Annotated in this window: 12 protein-coding genes; 6 read left to right on the top strand and 6 right to left on the bottom strand. The window is 72.8% G+C overall.

Annotated elements, in window-relative coordinates:
- From C5H89_RS18990 to C5H89_RS15600, 3 genes are all read left to right on the top strand, one after another.
- A partial coding sequence (locus tag C5H89_RS18990) for a hypothetical protein (RefSeq protein ID WP_162799413.1) occupies positions 1 to 231 on the top strand: 231 nt, incomplete at its 5' end.
- Complete coding sequence (locus C5H89_RS15605; protein WP_162799412.1) at positions 228 to 1,679, top strand: oligosaccharide flippase family protein; 1,452 nt, start codon at positions 228 to 230, stop codon at positions 1,677 to 1,679. The genes C5H89_RS18990 and C5H89_RS15605, both read left to right, overlap by 4 nt.
- Positions 1,676 to 2,842, top strand: coding sequence for a glycosyltransferase family 4 protein (locus C5H89_RS15600; RefSeq protein WP_104107898.1), 1,167 nt, complete (start codon positions 1,676 to 1,678; stop codon positions 2,840 to 2,842). Before C5H89_RS15605 ends, C5H89_RS15600 begins: the two co-directional genes overlap by 4 nt.
- On the opposite strand, the gene C5H89_RS15595 is transcribed toward C5H89_RS15600, so the two are convergent.
- A complete protein-coding gene (locus tag C5H89_RS15595) occupies positions 2,806 to 3,915 on the bottom strand; it encodes a glycosyltransferase (protein WP_104107897.1) in 1,110 nt (369 codons plus the stop codon). The genes C5H89_RS15600 and C5H89_RS15595 overlap by 37 nt on opposite strands.
- Before the next feature lie 12 nt (positions 3,916 to 3,927).
- On the bottom strand, positions 3,928 to 5,103 hold the full coding sequence (locus tag C5H89_RS15590) for a glycosyltransferase family A protein (protein ID WP_104107896.1): 1,176 nt from the start codon (positions 5,101 to 5,103) through the stop codon (positions 3,928 to 3,930).
- Positions 5,104 to 5,203: 100 nt separating this feature from the next.
- Between C5H89_RS15590 and C5H89_RS15585 the strand changes: the two genes are divergently transcribed.
- The 3 genes from C5H89_RS15585 to C5H89_RS15575 are packed head-to-tail and all read left to right on the top strand — an operon-like array spanning position 5,204 to position 8,315.
- Positions 5,204 to 5,965, top strand: a complete 762-nt coding sequence (locus tag C5H89_RS15585) for a hypothetical protein (RefSeq protein WP_104107895.1) — start codon at positions 5,204 to 5,206, stop codon at positions 5,963 to 5,965.
- Entirely contained in the window at positions 5,962 to 7,386 is a 1,425-nt protein-coding gene (locus C5H89_RS15580; protein WP_104107894.1) for an O-antigen ligase family protein, read from the top strand. Before C5H89_RS15585 ends, C5H89_RS15580 begins: the two co-directional genes overlap by 4 nt.
- The gene (locus C5H89_RS15575) at positions 7,383 to 8,315 is read left to right on the top strand and encodes a glycosyltransferase family 2 protein (RefSeq protein ID WP_104107893.1); all 933 of its coding nucleotides are present in this window, start codon (positions 7,383 to 7,385) and stop codon (positions 8,313 to 8,315) included. Before C5H89_RS15580 ends, C5H89_RS15575 begins: the two co-directional genes overlap by 4 nt.
- Here C5H89_RS15575 and C5H89_RS15570 read toward each other — a convergent pair.
- The 4 genes from C5H89_RS15570 to asnB all read right to left on the bottom strand — a co-directional run bounded on the left by C5H89_RS15570 (position 8,312) and on the right by asnB (position 15,210).
- Positions 8,312 to 9,730, bottom strand: a complete 1,419-nt coding sequence (locus C5H89_RS15570) for a DUF4082 domain-containing protein (RefSeq protein WP_162799411.1) — start codon at positions 9,728 to 9,730, stop codon at positions 8,312 to 8,314. The genes C5H89_RS15575 and C5H89_RS15570 overlap by 4 nt on opposite strands.
- 210 nt (positions 9,731 to 9,940) lie before the next feature.
- A complete protein-coding gene (locus tag C5H89_RS15565) occupies positions 9,941 to 11,467 on the bottom strand; it encodes a DUF4082 domain-containing protein (RefSeq protein ID WP_104107891.1) in 1,527 nt (508 codons plus the stop codon).
- 89 nt (positions 11,468 to 11,556) lie between these two features.
- Positions 11,557 to 13,161, bottom strand: coding sequence for a DUF4082 domain-containing protein (locus tag C5H89_RS19165; RefSeq protein ID WP_104107890.1), 1,605 nt, complete (start codon positions 13,159 to 13,161; stop codon positions 11,557 to 11,559).
- Positions 13,162 to 13,359: 198 nt separating this feature from the next.
- Positions 13,360 to 15,210, bottom strand: coding sequence for an asparagine synthase (glutamine-hydrolyzing) (asnB, locus tag C5H89_RS15555; protein ID WP_205305067.1), 1,851 nt, complete (start codon positions 15,208 to 15,210; stop codon positions 13,360 to 13,362).
- Positions 15,211 to 15,220 lie beyond the last annotated feature (10 nt).

Genomic DNA, 15,220 nt, shown 5'->3' with positions numbered 1-15,220 from the left:
GGGCCGGACCACGCTGGGCCGGACCACGCTGGGCAGAGCGAGGGACTGGTGGCGGGACTGGCCGAGTTCGCCCGCGAGCAGTGGCCCGAGGTCACCGGCACCCGACTGGGCCGGGCGGTGGAGGCCCGGAGCCGGGCCGGCGCGCCGGCCTGGCACTCACCGGCCTCCCGCCGGCTCTTCGAGGCCCGCTGGGCGCTGCGGTGGCAGCGTCGGCACCGGTGGGGCACGTGAGTGCCACCGAGGCGTCGCTGGACCGGGCGGTCAAGTCCGGGCTGACCTGGAGCGCCCTGAACAGCCTGCTGCTCCGGGTCGGCTCGCTGGTCGTCGGCATCGTGCTGGCGCGACTGCTCACTCCCTCGGAGTTCGGCACCTTCGCGGTCGCCCTGACCGTGCAGACCCTGGTGATGAGCCTGAGCGACCTGGGGCTCGGCACGCAGCTGATCCGGACCTCGCACTTCGAGGCGACCGCGCCGACGATCGCCACGCTCGGGGCGCTCAGCGGTGCCGGCCTGAGCGCCGCGGTGGTGCTGGCATCGCCGGTGATCGCGGCCGGGATGGGCAGCGCGGAGGCGACCAGCGCCATCGCCGTGCTGGGCGCCACCATCGCGCTGGGCGGCCTGGGCGTGGTCCCGTTCGCCCTGCTGCAGCGCCAGTTCCGGCAGGGTCACCTGCTGGCGGTCACCGCAGCCGACTTCCTCTGCGGCACCACCGTCTCGATCCTGCTCATCGTGCAGCTCGACATGGGCGCCCTGGGCCTGGCCTGCGGTCGGCTGGTCGGGCAGGCGGTGGCCACGCTGCTGCTGTTCGTGGCGGCGCGACGGCGCCCGCGCTTCGGGTGGGACACCGACCTGGCCTCCGAGTCGGTCCGGTTCGGCATCCCCATCGCCGGGGCCAACGTGCTGTCCTGGGCCACCCTGGGCATCCCCACCCCGGTCATCGCCCACGGTGCCGGGCTGGTCCTGCTCGGCTACTACGTGCTCGCCTTCAACGTCTCCAGCTGGCCGATGACCGTGCTGGGACAGGCCATCCGGGCGGTGGCCCTGCCCGGGTTCAGCCGCACCACCGACCAGGACCAGTCGGTGGTGCTGCGGCGCAGCCTGCGCCTGACCTGGTCGATCGCCGCGCCGGCCGGCGTCGCGCTCGCGGTGCTGGCCGAGCCCGTGATCCGGACCCTGTACGGCGACCGCTGGGCCGCCGCCTGGCCGGCGCTGGCAGCGCTGGGGATCTTCGGCGCCGTGCGGGTGGCGTTCGACCTGTTCGCCTCGTTCCTGCTGGCCCACGGCAGCTCGCGCGCGGTCTTCGTGGTGCAGCTCGCCTGGCTGGTGACGCTGCTGCCCGCGCTGGTCGTCGGGGTCCGGGTGGGCGGCATCCTGGGCGCTGCGCTGGCCCAGGTCGTCGTGGTCACCGTGGTGTCGGTCCCGATGTACGTGCGGGCGCTGCACGGCATCGGCGTCGACACCTCCGGGCTGGCCGGCGCACTCGTCCGGCCCACCGCGGCCAGTGCCGCCGCCGGGGCAGCCGGCTGGCTGGCGAGCCAGGCGTTCTCGACCCCGCCGCTGGCCCTGGCGGCCGGTGCACTGGCCGGCCTGCTGGTGTACGGGTCGCTGATGGGGCGCCAGCTTCTCGACGAGGCCGACATCCGGCTCCGGGGCTCCCGGCGCGCACCGGTGACGCCATGACCGGGTCGGCGGCCCGGCGGGTGGTCCTGGTGACCCATGACGCGTCGCGCACCGGCGCGCCGATGGTCGCCCTGCTGGTCGCCCGCTGCCTGGTCGCCCAGGGCGACCGGGTGACGGTGGTCTCCCGGCGGCGAGGGCCGCTGCTGGCCGACTTCGACGCGGTGGCGCCCACCCGGCTCGAGCTCCTTCTGGGGGTACGCCGGCGCCTGTGGCTGGTGCGCTCCCTGCGCCTGGTCGCCTGGCTGGTCGACGTGGCCGCGGCCACCGCGACCCTGGCCCGGCACCGTCCCGACCTGGTCTACCTCAACACCACAGCCTCGGCGATCTACCTGCACCCGGCCCGGTGGCTGCGGATCCCGGTGCTGCTGCACGTGCACGAGTCCGACGCCAACACCGAGCTGTTCCTGGAGCAGGCCCGGGCCCGGGACCTGAGCGGAGTACGGCTGGTGGCCTGCTCCGAGTCGGTCCGGCGCGACCTGGTGGCTCGCACCGGCCGCAGCGACCACGACGTCGCGCTGCTGCCCTCGGTCCCTGATGACGGCCGGGTCCGAGCCCTGGCCGCGAACGACACGCAGACGCCGGGGCAAGCCCCAGGACAGGAGTCGGGACCGGTGGTCGGGGCCACCGGCAGCGTGGGGCTGCGCAAGGGCACCGATCTGTGGCTGCAGGTGGCGGCCGCCGTGCACGCCGACGAGGAGACGCGGACCGCCCGCTTCGTCTGGGTCGGCGAGCTCGGCGAGCCCGCCCTGGCCGTCCCGGGACCGGGGGTGGAGTTCACCGGGCCCCGCGCCAACCCCTACCCGGCCATGGCCCGTTTCGACGTGGCGACCCTGCCCTCGCGCGACGACCCCTTTCCGCTGGTGGTCCTGGAGGCGATGCTGCTGGGCAAGCCGGTGGTGGCCTTCGACGTCGGCAGCGTGCGCGAGCAGGTGGGCGACGCCGGCATCGTGGTGCCGGCCGAGGACGTGCCCGCCTTCGCGGCCGCCGTACGCCGGCTGCTGGTGGACCCGCAGCTGCGGGCCGACCTGGGAGCAGCGGCCCGGGCACGCGCGGAGCAGCACTTCTCCGCAGCCGCGTTCGCCGACCGGCTCCGCTCCATCCTCGACGACGCGAACGGCACCTCGGCTCAGGTGCCGATGACCGCCGACCGCCAGGCGAGGTAGCGGTGATCCCAGTCGTGCTCCTTCCGGAAGCCCAGCACCTCGGCCCTGGTGGCCCGGGGCTCCTCGGCTGCGGCCAGCACCTCCGGTGCCAGCCGCTGCCCGGGGGCGACCAGCCGGCAGTGCGGGGAGAGACCGCGCATCGGGCGCAGGTCCGTGGCCACGACCGGAGCCCCGGCACCCAGGTACTCATAGACCTTCAGCGGGCTCATCCCCTCGGTCTCGGGCAGGTGGGGCACCAGGCAGACGGTGGCGGCGGCCATCATGGCCAGCACCTGGGGACGGGCCTCGGCGGGCCTGATGAGCACGTTCGGCCGTGCGGCGAGGGCGGCGAAGCACTCCGGCTCCTGCAGGGGGCCGACGAGCACCAGACGCCACGCGGGGGGCAGGTCGTCGGCCAGCTCCAGCAGCCCGGCCACGTCGATGCGGCGCTGGAGGCTGCCGGCGTAGAACGCCACCGGCCCGGGCAGGGCGCCGTACCAGTCGGGCAGCGCGGCGGGGGGCTCGAAGTCGGCGGCGACGATGCCGTTGGGGACCACGGTGCTGCGGCGGGCGCCCACGATGTCCACGATGGCGGGCGTCACCGCGACCACGTTGACGTCGCGGGCCGTGATCTGGTCGTAGGCCCACTGCACCAGGGCGGCCGACCCGGGGACGCCACGGAAGTCGTCCCAGGCGTAGTAGGCCACGTCCCGCCAGCCTCCTCGGTCGGCCACCGCGGCCAGGACCGGGTGGCTGGTGACCAGCACGGTGTCCTCGGGGTCGCCCAGGCGGCGCAGCCTGCCTTCGAGGCGGCGCTGGATCCTCACGGCCTCGTCGTGCGCGGTGGGCTCCCCGCGCCGCCAGCGGCGCGGCTGGAGGTGCCTGCGGGTGGGGTCGGAGGAGAAGCGCGGCGCCGCGGGGCGCTGCGGCACCAGCCGCTTGAGCTGGCTGCGCACCGGGTCGACGAGGACCACGCGCTCGACGGTGGGGTCATCGCGCAGGCGAGCAGCGATCCGCTCCGGCGAGAAGGCGTAGCCGACCTTCACCCCGTCGGCCCAGGTGCGGTAGCCCAGGGCGTAGACCACGTTCGTCACGGCCGCTCGACCTCACACCGGCAGCCGCGCGGGGCGCGACCGGGGCTCGGCCCAGATCTCGTCGCGCCGACGGGCCGGCTCGCCGGTCAGCACCCAGTAGCCGATGTCGTCGTGGTAGCCGATCACGTGCGGGGACTCGGCCAGGGTGGGGCCCAGCTCGGCCAGGTCCGTCAGCGTGACGTTGGTCCACAGGCAGGCGTCGTCGGGGCGGTCGGGCGCCGGACGCTCGGCGAGCGAGCCGCTGGTGAACCAGACGTCGTAGCCGGCCCGGGGCAGGCACGTCCCGCCCGGGGCGTCGGGGAACGGGTGCTGCGCGGGCACCAGGTCGTGGATCCGGAGCCGGCCGGGCACGTGCGCGGCGACGCGGTCGATGTCTCGGCGCAGGTCCCCCAGCACCAGGCTGCTGCTGCCGGCCGCCCTGCCGGCCGCGCGGAGGGCCCACGACCCCTGGGCCCAGCGCAGCCGCCACCGGTGGTCCTGCAGCAGCCCCGGTCGGCGCGGTGCCCGGGTGCCGCCGCTGGCGGTGATCACCCCACACGTGGTGTGCAGCGGCAGCAGGTCGGGGTGCAGCGCGGCCACGGCGGCGTGCGCCTCGTCGAGCCGGGCCAGGTTGGTCGAGAGCGAGTTGTGCGTCAGCGGGATGTCGACGGCCACCACGGCGCGGTCCCGGGCCCTGCCCCGCAGCCCCCACTCCACGGCGTAGGCGTGCCACGCCAGGTCGGGGTCCTCCGAGAGCGGGTCCTCCAGCAGGTCCTGGCGGCGGGCCAGGAAGAGCACCTCGTCGAGGCTGTCGACCGGCACCGGCGAGTCGGCGACCTCCCCGATCAGGACCACCCGGTCGCGGATCCGGCCCCGGACCCGACCGTCGGCGTCGATGCCGACCGCCCCGACCATCGCCAGCGACGGGTCCTCGGTCAGCAGCGCCGCGGCCTCCTCCAGGGCGACCAGGGAGTGCAGGTAGATGTCCTGCTGGACGAAGGCCACCACGTCCCGGGTCGCTTCCCGGACTCCCTCGTTGAGGGCCGACCCCGCCGTGGCGCAGCGCTGTCCGCGGTTGTCCACCGCCACCAGCTCGGTGTCGGGAGCCGTGTGCCGCAGCTCGCGCACCGAGCGGCCCAGACAGGCCCCGAGCACCGCCTCGTCGTTCCACACCGAGACCACCGAGACCGCAACCCGTCGTCGGACCATGCCGCCACCCTAGGGGAATCGATGCCACCACAAGGCCCTTCCGGCCAGTTAACCTGCACGTGGGAGAGCGTCGCCATGAGCGCGCCGAACAGGGGGAACCATGGACTTCGTTGATGCACTCCGAGCGCTCGGCCGGCGCTGGATCGTGGTGTGCCTCGGCCTGCTGCTCACCGCCGGCGCCGGCTTCTACGCCATCACGGTCGTGGCCACCGAGTACCAGGCCCGCGCCCAGTACGTGCTGCTGCTCCCGTCGTCGTCGACCGGCAGCAACAACCCGACGAACCCCTACACCAACCTCAACACCGGGCTGATCTTCGCCGCGAGCCTGATCGCCAGCGACCTGAGCACCAAGACCGTGGCCCGGGAGCTGGTGGAGGAGGACTTCCAGTCCGAGTTCTCCATCGCCCTGGGCACCTCGGGCGGACCGGCGCTCGACGTGATCGTCAAGGGAACCGACCGGGACGACGTGCTGGAGACCCGGGACGAGCTGCTGCGCCGGTTCGACGACGAGCTGGGATCGCTGCAGCGGATCCCCGGCATCCCGCAGAGCCAGCTGATCTTCTCGCGCACCAACGCGGTCGACCCGGTCGCCGAGGCCGTGCCGGGGGCGAAGCGCAAGGCCCTGATGCTGATCGCCGCGATCGGGCTGGTGCTGACCCTGATCGCCGCCTTCACCATCGACGGCCTGTCCCGTCGCCGGTCGCGACGGACCGCAGAGGCCGGCCCGAGCCTCGCCCGCTCCACACCACCGGCCCGGGAGACCACCGACCAGGTGCCCGCGGGACGGTCCGCTCCGGGTGAGCCCGAGCTCGCCGAGCGCGGCCGGGCCGCGCGCGGGCCCTGGTCGAACCGCAACCGATGAGCGCCACGGCGGTGGCGACCGCGCCGCCGCTCCCCGCGGCGCCGGCCCGGCCGCGGTCGGGCGCGGCGCTGCCCGCGGTCTGGCTGCTGGTCCTCTACCTGGTCCTGCTGCTGCTGATCCCCAGCGAGCTGGTGCTGCCGCAGATCGGCTCCGCGGGCACCCCGGCCAACCTGCTGGGGCTGGGCTTCCTGGTGTGGTGGGCCTGCGCCCGGCTCGGTGGGCAGGTCCGGGCACCGCTCACCCCCATGCACGTCGCGCTCGGAGTGCTCGTGCTGTGCGTGCTGCTGGCCCTGGCCAACGGCCTGCTCCACGGCTGGACCCGGCCCGTCGACATCCGCCAGGACTCCGACGCGGTGTGGACGCTGCTGCCCATCAGCGAGACGGAGCTGTTCGACAAGTCCGTGCTCGGCGCGATGCGCGGCCTGATCGCCCTGGGCAGCTGGGCAGGTGTGGCCCTGCTCGTCATCGACGGGGTGCGGTCATGGGCGGACCTCGACCGCATCGTCGACGTGCTGGTCGGGCTGTGCGCGGTGGTGGCCACGATCGGCATCTACCAGTACTTCACCGGCGACAACCTGGCCCGCCACATCCAGGTCCCGGGCCTCTCCCCCACCTACGACTTCGGCGTCTCCATCTCCCGGTCCGTGCTCAACCGGGTCTCTGCCACCACCACCCACCCCATCGAGTTCTGCGTCGTGCTCACCACCGTGCTGCCCCTCGCCCTGCACCGGGCCTTCCACCCGCGCCGCGCCGGCACCGTGCGCCGGGCGGTCACGACGTACCTGCCGGCGGCGCTGATCGCGCTGGCCATCCCGATGGCGGTCTCCCGCTCCGGCATCGTGGCCCTGGGCACCGCCATGCTGGTCCTCTTCCTGGGCTGGCCGGCGAACCGGCGACTCTGGCTGCTGGTGCTCGCCCCACCGGTGGCGATCCTGATGCGGTCGGCGCTGCCCGGCCTGCTCGGCACCATCCGGTCGCTGTTCACCCAGTCGCTGACCGACCCCAGCGTGACGGCCCGCACCGACGACTACGGCACCACGCTCGGCCTCTACTCCGAGCACGCGATCCTGGGCCGCGGCGCGTTCACCTTCATCCCGCAGTACTACCGCGTCCTGGACAACCAGCTGCTGATGAACCTGATCGAGCTCGGCATCCTGGGACTGGCCGCCACCCTGGGCATCTTCGCCACCGGCTACTACCTGGCCCGCCACGCCAAGCGGCACGGCGCCACCGAGGAGCGACGACACCTGGGGCTGGCCCTCTCCGCGGCCATCCTGGCCATGTTCGTCACCTACCTCACCTTCGACGCCTGGGGCTTCGCCAAGACCGGAGCGCTCACCTTCGTGCTGCTGGGCCTCGCCGGGGCGCTGTACCGCCTGGAGCGCACCGACGCTCCCGAGCCCGCGCCCGCCGACCAATGAGTCCGCCTGCCGTCGACGTGGCCGTCGTCGTGGTCACCTACAACTCCGCCGACGTCCTGGCGGGGCTCGTCGACTCGCTCGCGGCCGGGCTGGCCGGGTTGTCCTGGCAGCTGGTGGTGGCCGACAACGACTCCTGGGACGACGGGGTGGCCCGCGTGCTGGACCTGGTGCCCGGGTGCACGGTGGTCCGGATGGGCCGCAACGCCGGCTATGCCGCGGGGCTCAACGCGGGGGTGAGCGCCGCTCCCGGGCACCGGGCGGTCCTGGTGCTGAATCCCGACGTCCGGCTGGAGCCCGGATGCGTCCCCGTCCTGCTCGACGCCCTGGAAAAACCCGGCGTGGGCATCGCGGTCCCACGCCTGGCGGACGGCGCAGGCCGCCTGCACCTCTCGATGCGCCGCGAGCCGACCGTGCTGCGAGCGCTCGGGGACGCCGTGCTGGGAACGCGCCGGGCCGGGCGCTGGAGCCTGCTCGGCGAGCTCGTCACCGACCCCCGGGCCTACGACGGCCCGGCCACCCCCGACTGGGCCGAGGGCTCGACCCAGCTGATCTCCGTCCGGTGCTGGCAGACCTGCGGCGGCTGGGACGAGTCGTTCTTCCTCTACTCCGAGGAGACCGAGTACGGGCTGCGGGCGCGCGACGCGGGTTACGCGACGGGGTACGTGCCCGCTGCCCGAGCCACCCACCTGCAGGGCGAGTCGACCACCTCCGCCGGTCTGTGGGCGCTGCTGGTCGCCAACCGGGTGCGTCTGCACCGGCGCCGGCACGGGTGGCTCTCGGGCACCGTCTTCTGGGGCGTCGTGGTCCTGCGGGAGGCCAGCCGCGCCGCCGCGGGCCGGCCCACCAGCCGGGCGGCGCTCAAGATGCTCACCAGTGCGAGACGGATGAGGGAGAGCCCCGGGCCGCACACCGTCGCCTGGAGCAGCTAGGGCGCCCGCAGGGCCTTGCCGTCGTCCCAGGTGTTGCCACTGAACACGTTGGTGCCGCCCGTGGCCACCGCGGTCACAGCCCCGTAGACCCCGCACTTGCCGCTCGACCCACGAGCAAAGACGTTGCCCCTGACGGTGATGTTCTCGGCCCTCTTCCCATAGGGCTTGTTCGGGTCGTAGCCGCCGTACATGCAGTAGCCGGCCGGGCTGGACACGAACTTGTTGTTCTCCACCGTGACGTTCTTGATCGGGGCGAAGTCGCCGTACAGGGCTAGCGCAGCCGAGCACGCGCCACCGTTGCCGGTGGGCTTGGAGTCGCACGCCAGCGTGTTGTGCCGCAACACCATGTTGCTGCCACCGTTGGACAGGAACCCGTCACCGTGCCAGTCGCTGCCCGGCCTCATGTACTGCCCGTGCAGCCACGAGTCGATGACCTTGCAGTCGTTGTCACAGCCCACCGAGGCCCGGGCACCCACGATCTCGACCCGACGCAGCGTGAAGCCGGACTGACTGACCGCGGAGTCCTCGGAGGTGCCGCCGCGCACCGTGGAGTCCGACATCGTCAACGAGCCCGAGCGCTGGATGTAGACCGAGCCCTTGACCCGGCTTCGCGTCACCACCACCCTGGGCGCCTTGATCACCAGCCGCCCTTCGATCTCCTTCGCATCGATCACCGTGTCAGCCTGGTTGATCGTCATCGGACCCTCGTAGCTGGTCAGGTTCACTCCCTCCGGTACCCCGGTGTTTCCCAGGTTCGGGTAGGCCCCGTCCGAGGGCGGCGTGGGGGCGCTGGTGGGGGTAGGTGCCGGGGTGGGGGTCGCGGCGGAGGTGCTGGAGGCGCTGAACACGACGTCGACCCAGTAGTTGCTCGCCAGGTAGGTGTCCGTCGGGAAGGTGGTGTTGCCGGCGTACTTGTAGACGCCTGCGTTGGTCGGCGCGGTCAGGCCGTTGCGCGAGATCGGCGTCCGGAAGAACTGCTGCGTCGCGGCGTAGCGGCCCCGCGGCGCGTAGTAGGAGATGGTGTAGTACTTCCCCGCCGTCAGGGACACCGGCGTGGAGAAGTTCGCCTGGATCCAGCCGGTCTGGGTCGTGGCCGGGATGCTCACCCGGGCCAGGGCCTCGCCGCGACCGTTCCACAGCGTGGCTGAGCTGGGGGTCCGGGACGCATTCGTGGCCAGCTTGTAGATCTGGGCACCGCGCGCGGTGCCGGCAACGCTCGGGGTGAACCTCATGCCGAGCTCCACGGGCGTGGTGTCGGAGTCGAGCGTGGCTTGGGGGATCGGCGCCTCGTCGAAGAGGCCGCCGGCTGTCACCGGCGCAGCGGCAGCCCGGGCGGGGCCGGCCGGGGCGGTGGCGGCGCTGGCGCTCGACACGAGCGGGACGGCCAGGGCAGCAGCCAGGGCGAGTGCGAACAACGGCGACACTCGTCGCCCCGGGCTGTGGGCGCGAGGAGCGCGCCCCGAAGCGGATGAAGGGAACATGGTGGCGCGCTTTCCTCGGAGGGAACTCGGGCCGGGAGCCCAAGCGACCGCCACATCTCACGAGGCGGCACCTTCCAATATGAGCGCCTTTCTCAGGACCCGCGATCAAGTGCCCCTCAAATGAGGTAGCCCGGCACTGGGCCGCTAAGGCGTCCGGACCGGCCTTCCGTCGTCCCAGAGGTTGCCGGTGAACACGTTGCTCCCGCCGCCGGCCACCGCTGCGGCCGCGCCATAGACCGCGCACTTGCGACTGGCCCCCCGAGCAAAGACGTTGTTGATCACCCGGACGTTCGACGCCTGACCTCCGAAGGGCTTCCCTGGGTCGTAGCCGCCGTACAGGCAGTAACCCGCCGGACTGGAGACGAACAGGTTGCCCTCCACCGTGACGTCCCGGATCGGGGCGAAGTCGCCGTACAGCGCCACCGCCGCGGAGCACGCGCCGCCGTTGTCGGTGGGCTTGGAGTCGCACGCCAACGTGTTGTGCCGCAACGTCATGTTGCTGCCGCCGTTGGACAGGAACCCGTCACCGTGCCAGTCGCTGCCCGCCGGCATGTACTGCCCGTGCAGCCAGGAGTCCTGCACGTCGCAGCTGCCGTCACAGCCCACCGACGCCCGAGCACCCACGATCTCCACCCGACGCAACGTGAAGTTCGACTGGCTCACCGCCGAGTCCTCCGAGGTGCCGCCGTCCACCGTGGAGTCCGACATGGTCAACGACCCCGACCGCTCGATGAACACGGTGCCGTTGACCTTGCTCCGGGCCACCACCACGTTCGGCGCCCTGATCACCAACCGACCGGTGACCTGCTTGGCATCGATCACCGTCCCGGCCGCCGTCACCGTCATCGGACCCGCGTACGGCGCCAACGCCATCCCCTCGGGAACCCCCGTGTTCCCCGCACCCGGGAACCCGCCACTGGCCGTGGGCGTCGAAGGCGTGCTCGCGGCCGCGGTGACGACAGGTCGCACCCGGAACCGGCGCCCGGTGAGCGCCTTGGCCGGGAACCGTCCGCGTGGCCCCACGGCACCGCTGACGGTGGCGTAGCCGGGCACGCGCGCCGACCGGCGCTTGGCGGCGAAAGGAACGCCGGCTGGGACGGAGACCGAGGCGAGGTAGGTGGCGTTGGGGCTCACCGCCACCGGGGTGGGCAGCGCCACGTGCTGCCAGCCGACCGTCTTGGTGGCCGGGAGCACCACCTTGGCCATGAGCGTCCCCGACGCGCTCCAGACGCGTGCCGCGTGCCGGCGTCGGTCACCCTTGAGCCGGTAGAACCCCAGGCTGGTGACGTGGCCGGAAACCGAGGGGCGGAACCGCAGGCCCCGCTCCTTGCCGCTGGGCGCGGCGGCGTCCGGTCGCGCCGCGACCGGCCCCGGCTGCCCAGCGTCGGGTTGTGCCGAGGCGGATTGCGCTGAGCCGGATCGCAGCGTGCCCGGCTCCCCCTGCTCCCCCTGCTGCGGCTGCTGCGCGCCGAGCGGGTCCGAGCCGAGCCGGTCCAGGATGCCGGGCGCGGACGGTTGCTCAGCGGCTCCGGACTGGCGGTCAGGCTGGGCTCCGGTCCGAGCGGTCTCGGTCCCGCAGGCACCGGCTGCGAGCGTGGCGCACAGCGTCAGGACGAGGGCCAGCCGCGAGGTGGTGGAGGTCGCACCGGTGCCACTGCGTGGGTCATCCATGCTTCACCAGGGTCCTGAGACGGGTCCGAGCGGACGAAGAGCGAGGCTAACAGCGCCGCTGTGCGCACCGACAGCGTCGATCTCAGACTCTAGGAAGCCCGCACCGGCTTGCCGTCGTCCCAGGTGTTGCCACTGAACACGTTGGAGCCACCACTGGCCACCGCCGCAGCCGCACCGTAGACCGCGCACTTGCCGCTGGATCCGCGGGCGAACACGTTGCCCGTCACCCGGATGTTCGACGCCTGTCGACCGAACGGCTTCGCAGGGTCGTAGCCGCCGTACAGGCAGTAGCCCGCCGGACTGGCGACGAACAGGTTGCCCTCCACCGTCAGGTTCGTGATCGGCGCGAAGTCGCCGTAGACCGCGAGTGCCGCCGAACACGCGCCGCCGTTGCCGGTCGGCTTGGAGTCGCACGCCAACGTGTTGTGCCGCAACGTCATGTTGCTCCCACCGTTGGACAGGAACCCGTCACCGTGCCAGTCGCTGCCGGGCTTCATGTACTGCCCGTGCAGCCAGGAGTCCTGCACGTCGCAGCTGCCGTCACACCCCACCGAGGCCCGAGCACCGACGATCTCGACCCGGCGCAGGGTGAAGTTGGACTGGCTGATCGCGGAGTCCTGCGAGGTGCCGCCGTCCACGGTGGAGTCCGACATGGTCAAGGAACCGGAGCGCTCGATGTAGACGGTGCCGTTGACCTTGCTCCGGGTCACCACCACGTTGGGTGCCTTGATCACCAGCCGCCCGGTGATCTGCCTGGCGTCGATCACCGTCCCGGCCGCGGTCACCGTCATCGACCCCAGGTACGGCGTCAACGTCACCCCGTCGGGAACCCCGGTGTTCCCCGCACCCGGGAAACCCCCGCTCGGGGTGGGGGTGGGGGTGGTCGGCGTGGGCGTCGGCGTGGGCGTCGGCGTGGGCGTCGGCGTGGGCGTCGGCGTGGGCGTCGGCGTGGGCGTCGGCGTCGGCGTCGGCGTCGGCGTCGGCGTCGACTGGAGCAGGTTGGCCGGGTTGAACACGACATCCACCCAGTAGTTGCTCGCACTGAAGCTGCTCGTCGGGTACGCCGTACGCCCGGCGTACTTGTACACCCCAGCGCTGACCGGTGCGGTCAGGCCGTTCTGCGACAGCGGCGCCGCGAGCCCCTGGGACGTGGCGGCGTAGCGACCGCGCGGTGCGTAGTAGGAGATCGTGTAGGTCCTCCCGGCCGCCAGCGCCACCGGCGCGGCGAAGCTCACCTGGATCCAACCGGTCCTGCTGGTCCTGGGGATGACGACCTTCGCCAGGGCCTTGCCGCGGGCGTTCCACAGCGTGGCGGAGGTGGGCGTCTGCGCCTGGCCGGCCAGCTTGTAGATCTGGGCACCGCTGGCCCTGCCCGCGACGCTGGTGGAGAACCGCATGCCGAGCTCGACCCCTGCTGCGGCGGAGTCGACCCGGGCCTGGGGCACCGGGGACTCGGCGAAGAGTCCGTTGGCCGCACCCGGGGCCGGGGCCGCGACCCGGGTGGGCGCGCCGACCGGAGCGACGGCGGCCCGCGCGGCCGGGGCGCCGGACAGCAGCGGGACAGCCACCACGGCGGCCAGCGCGGGCGCCAACGCCTGGGCGAGCGTCAGGACGGGTGACAGGGCGGATGGCGCGCGGTGACCGCGCGTCCGTGCTCGGGAGCGGGACGGGGCGTTGGCGGGCCAGAAGGGCATGGGGGGTGCTCTTTCATCGGCGAGAACCCAGACCGAGAACCCAGGTGCGCCATCACCTCCGTTGTGATGGGCATCCCCAATATGGGTCGGCTCGCGCAAAACCCCTCATTTAGCGTGCCTCAGATGCGGTAGTACTTTCGCACGGCCTTTCTAGTCACCCGGCGAGCCCCGCCCTCGCCGGTAGGACGACGGCCCCTCTCAGCCGACGGTCGCGGGAGAGCCGACGAAGAACCGCCGACCCCACATCTCCAGGGAGAGCAGCGTCCAGATCCGGATCTCCTCGTCGCGCCGCCCGCGGGCGTGGTCCTCCAGGATGGCGGCTACCACGGCGGGGTCCATCAGCGACTCCACGAACGAGCCAGGCCCCCTGAGCAGGTCCCGGGCGAGCTCTTGCAGCTCACCTCGGAACCAGGTGTCCAGGGGCACCCGGAAGCCCACCTTCGGCCGGTCCACGATCCGCCCCGGAAGGTGGCGCCGCGCCACCTGCTTGAGCACCCACTTCGTCTGGCCCTCACGCACCTTCACCGAGCTGGGCAGCCGGTAGGCCAGCTCCACCAGACGGTGGTCCAGGAACGGGGGCCGCAGCTCCAGCGACGACGCCATGGACATCCGGTCTCCTCGCTCCAGGAGGTTGTCCGGGAGCCAGGTGTCGAAGTCCAGGCGTGCCATCAGGTCGATGGGGTCACGGTGTGCCAGGCTGCGCGCGGCCCGGGGGTGCGAGGTGCCGAGCAGCGCGTCGATCTCGTAGTCGGTGAACGGGGCGAACCAGTCCTCCATCCTGGTCCGTCGCTCGGCGGACAGCGCCCGGACCGCGATCCGCAGCTTGGCCCGGTTCGCCGGAAGGGCACGCTCCAGCACCCGCGCACCGGTGCTCCGGGCACGTGCCGGCAGCCGGTTCGCCAGCGCGGTCGCTGAGGCGTACCGGTACTTGGGGTAGCCGGCGAACAGCTCGTCGCTCCCCTCGCCCGAGAGCACCACCTTGACGTGCTGGCGCGCGGCGGTGGCCAGCTGGGCCACGGCGATGTCTGCCGGCTCGCTGACCGGGGCGTCTCGGTGCCACGTCAGGTGCTCCCAGCTGCCTCGGAAGTCCTCGGGCCGGATCAGCACGCGATGGTGGTCGGTGCCCAGCACCTCGCTGACCAGAGTGGAGTACTCGGTCTCGTCGAAGCGCGGGTCGCCGAACTCGGCGCTGAAGGTGGAGACCGGCTCGGCGCTGTCCGCCCGCCGCCGGGCTGCGTCGGCCAGCGCCACGATCAGGCTGCTGTCCACTCCCCCGGACAGGTAGGCGCCCACGGGCACGTCGGCCACCAGGGAGGCGTCCACCGCGGAGCGCAGGGTCTCCTCGACGAGGTCCACGGCCTCGGCGGGCGAGCAGTCCAGCACGTCCTCGGGCGACGGCAGCCGCCAGTACGGCGTCACCACGACCTCACCGCGGCCCGACACCTCCACGACGTGGCCCGGCGGCACCTTCGCGATGCCGGCGAACAGCGTCGCCGGGGCGTGCACGGCCCGGGACCGGAGGTAGCCGCGCACCTGGTCCCGGTCCAGTCGCACCTTGTCCCCGAGCACCTCCAGCAGCGCCTTGATCTCGGAGGCGAAGACCAGCTGCTCGCCGTCCACGTAGTAGTACAGCGGGAGCACGCCGACCCGGTCGCGCACCAACCAGGTGCGGTCCGCGGAGAAGTCGTGGTGCGCGAAGGCGAACTGCCCCACGAACTCACCCGCGCCCCGTGGCCCGTGCCGGGCCACGGTGGCCAGCACCACCTCGGTGTCCCCGTCGGTGCGGAAGTCGTGGTCGCTGCGGCGCCGCAGCTCGCGGTAGTTGAAGATCTCGCCGTTGAAGGTGAGCAGGTGGCGACCGCCGGGCGTGCCCATCGGCTGCGGGGAGCCGGCGAGGTCGATGATCGAGAGCCGGGTGTGGGCGAAGCCCACCGGCCCGCGCACCACGAGTCCCTCGCCATCCGGTCCACGGTGGGCCAGCACCCGCATCATGGCCCGCAGGTCCAGCTCGTCGACCGGCTGCCCGTCGAACCGCCTGATCCCCGCCACACCACACACG

It is taken from the genome of Nocardioides sp. 616, from assembly GCF_002930065.1.
In the GTDB taxonomy this organism is placed as follows: Bacteria; Actinomycetota; Actinomycetes; order Propionibacteriales; family Nocardioidaceae; genus Nocardioides; species Nocardioides houyundeii.
Note: the sequence above shows the minus strand (reverse complement) of the source record. Positions and strands in the feature narration are given on the sequence as shown.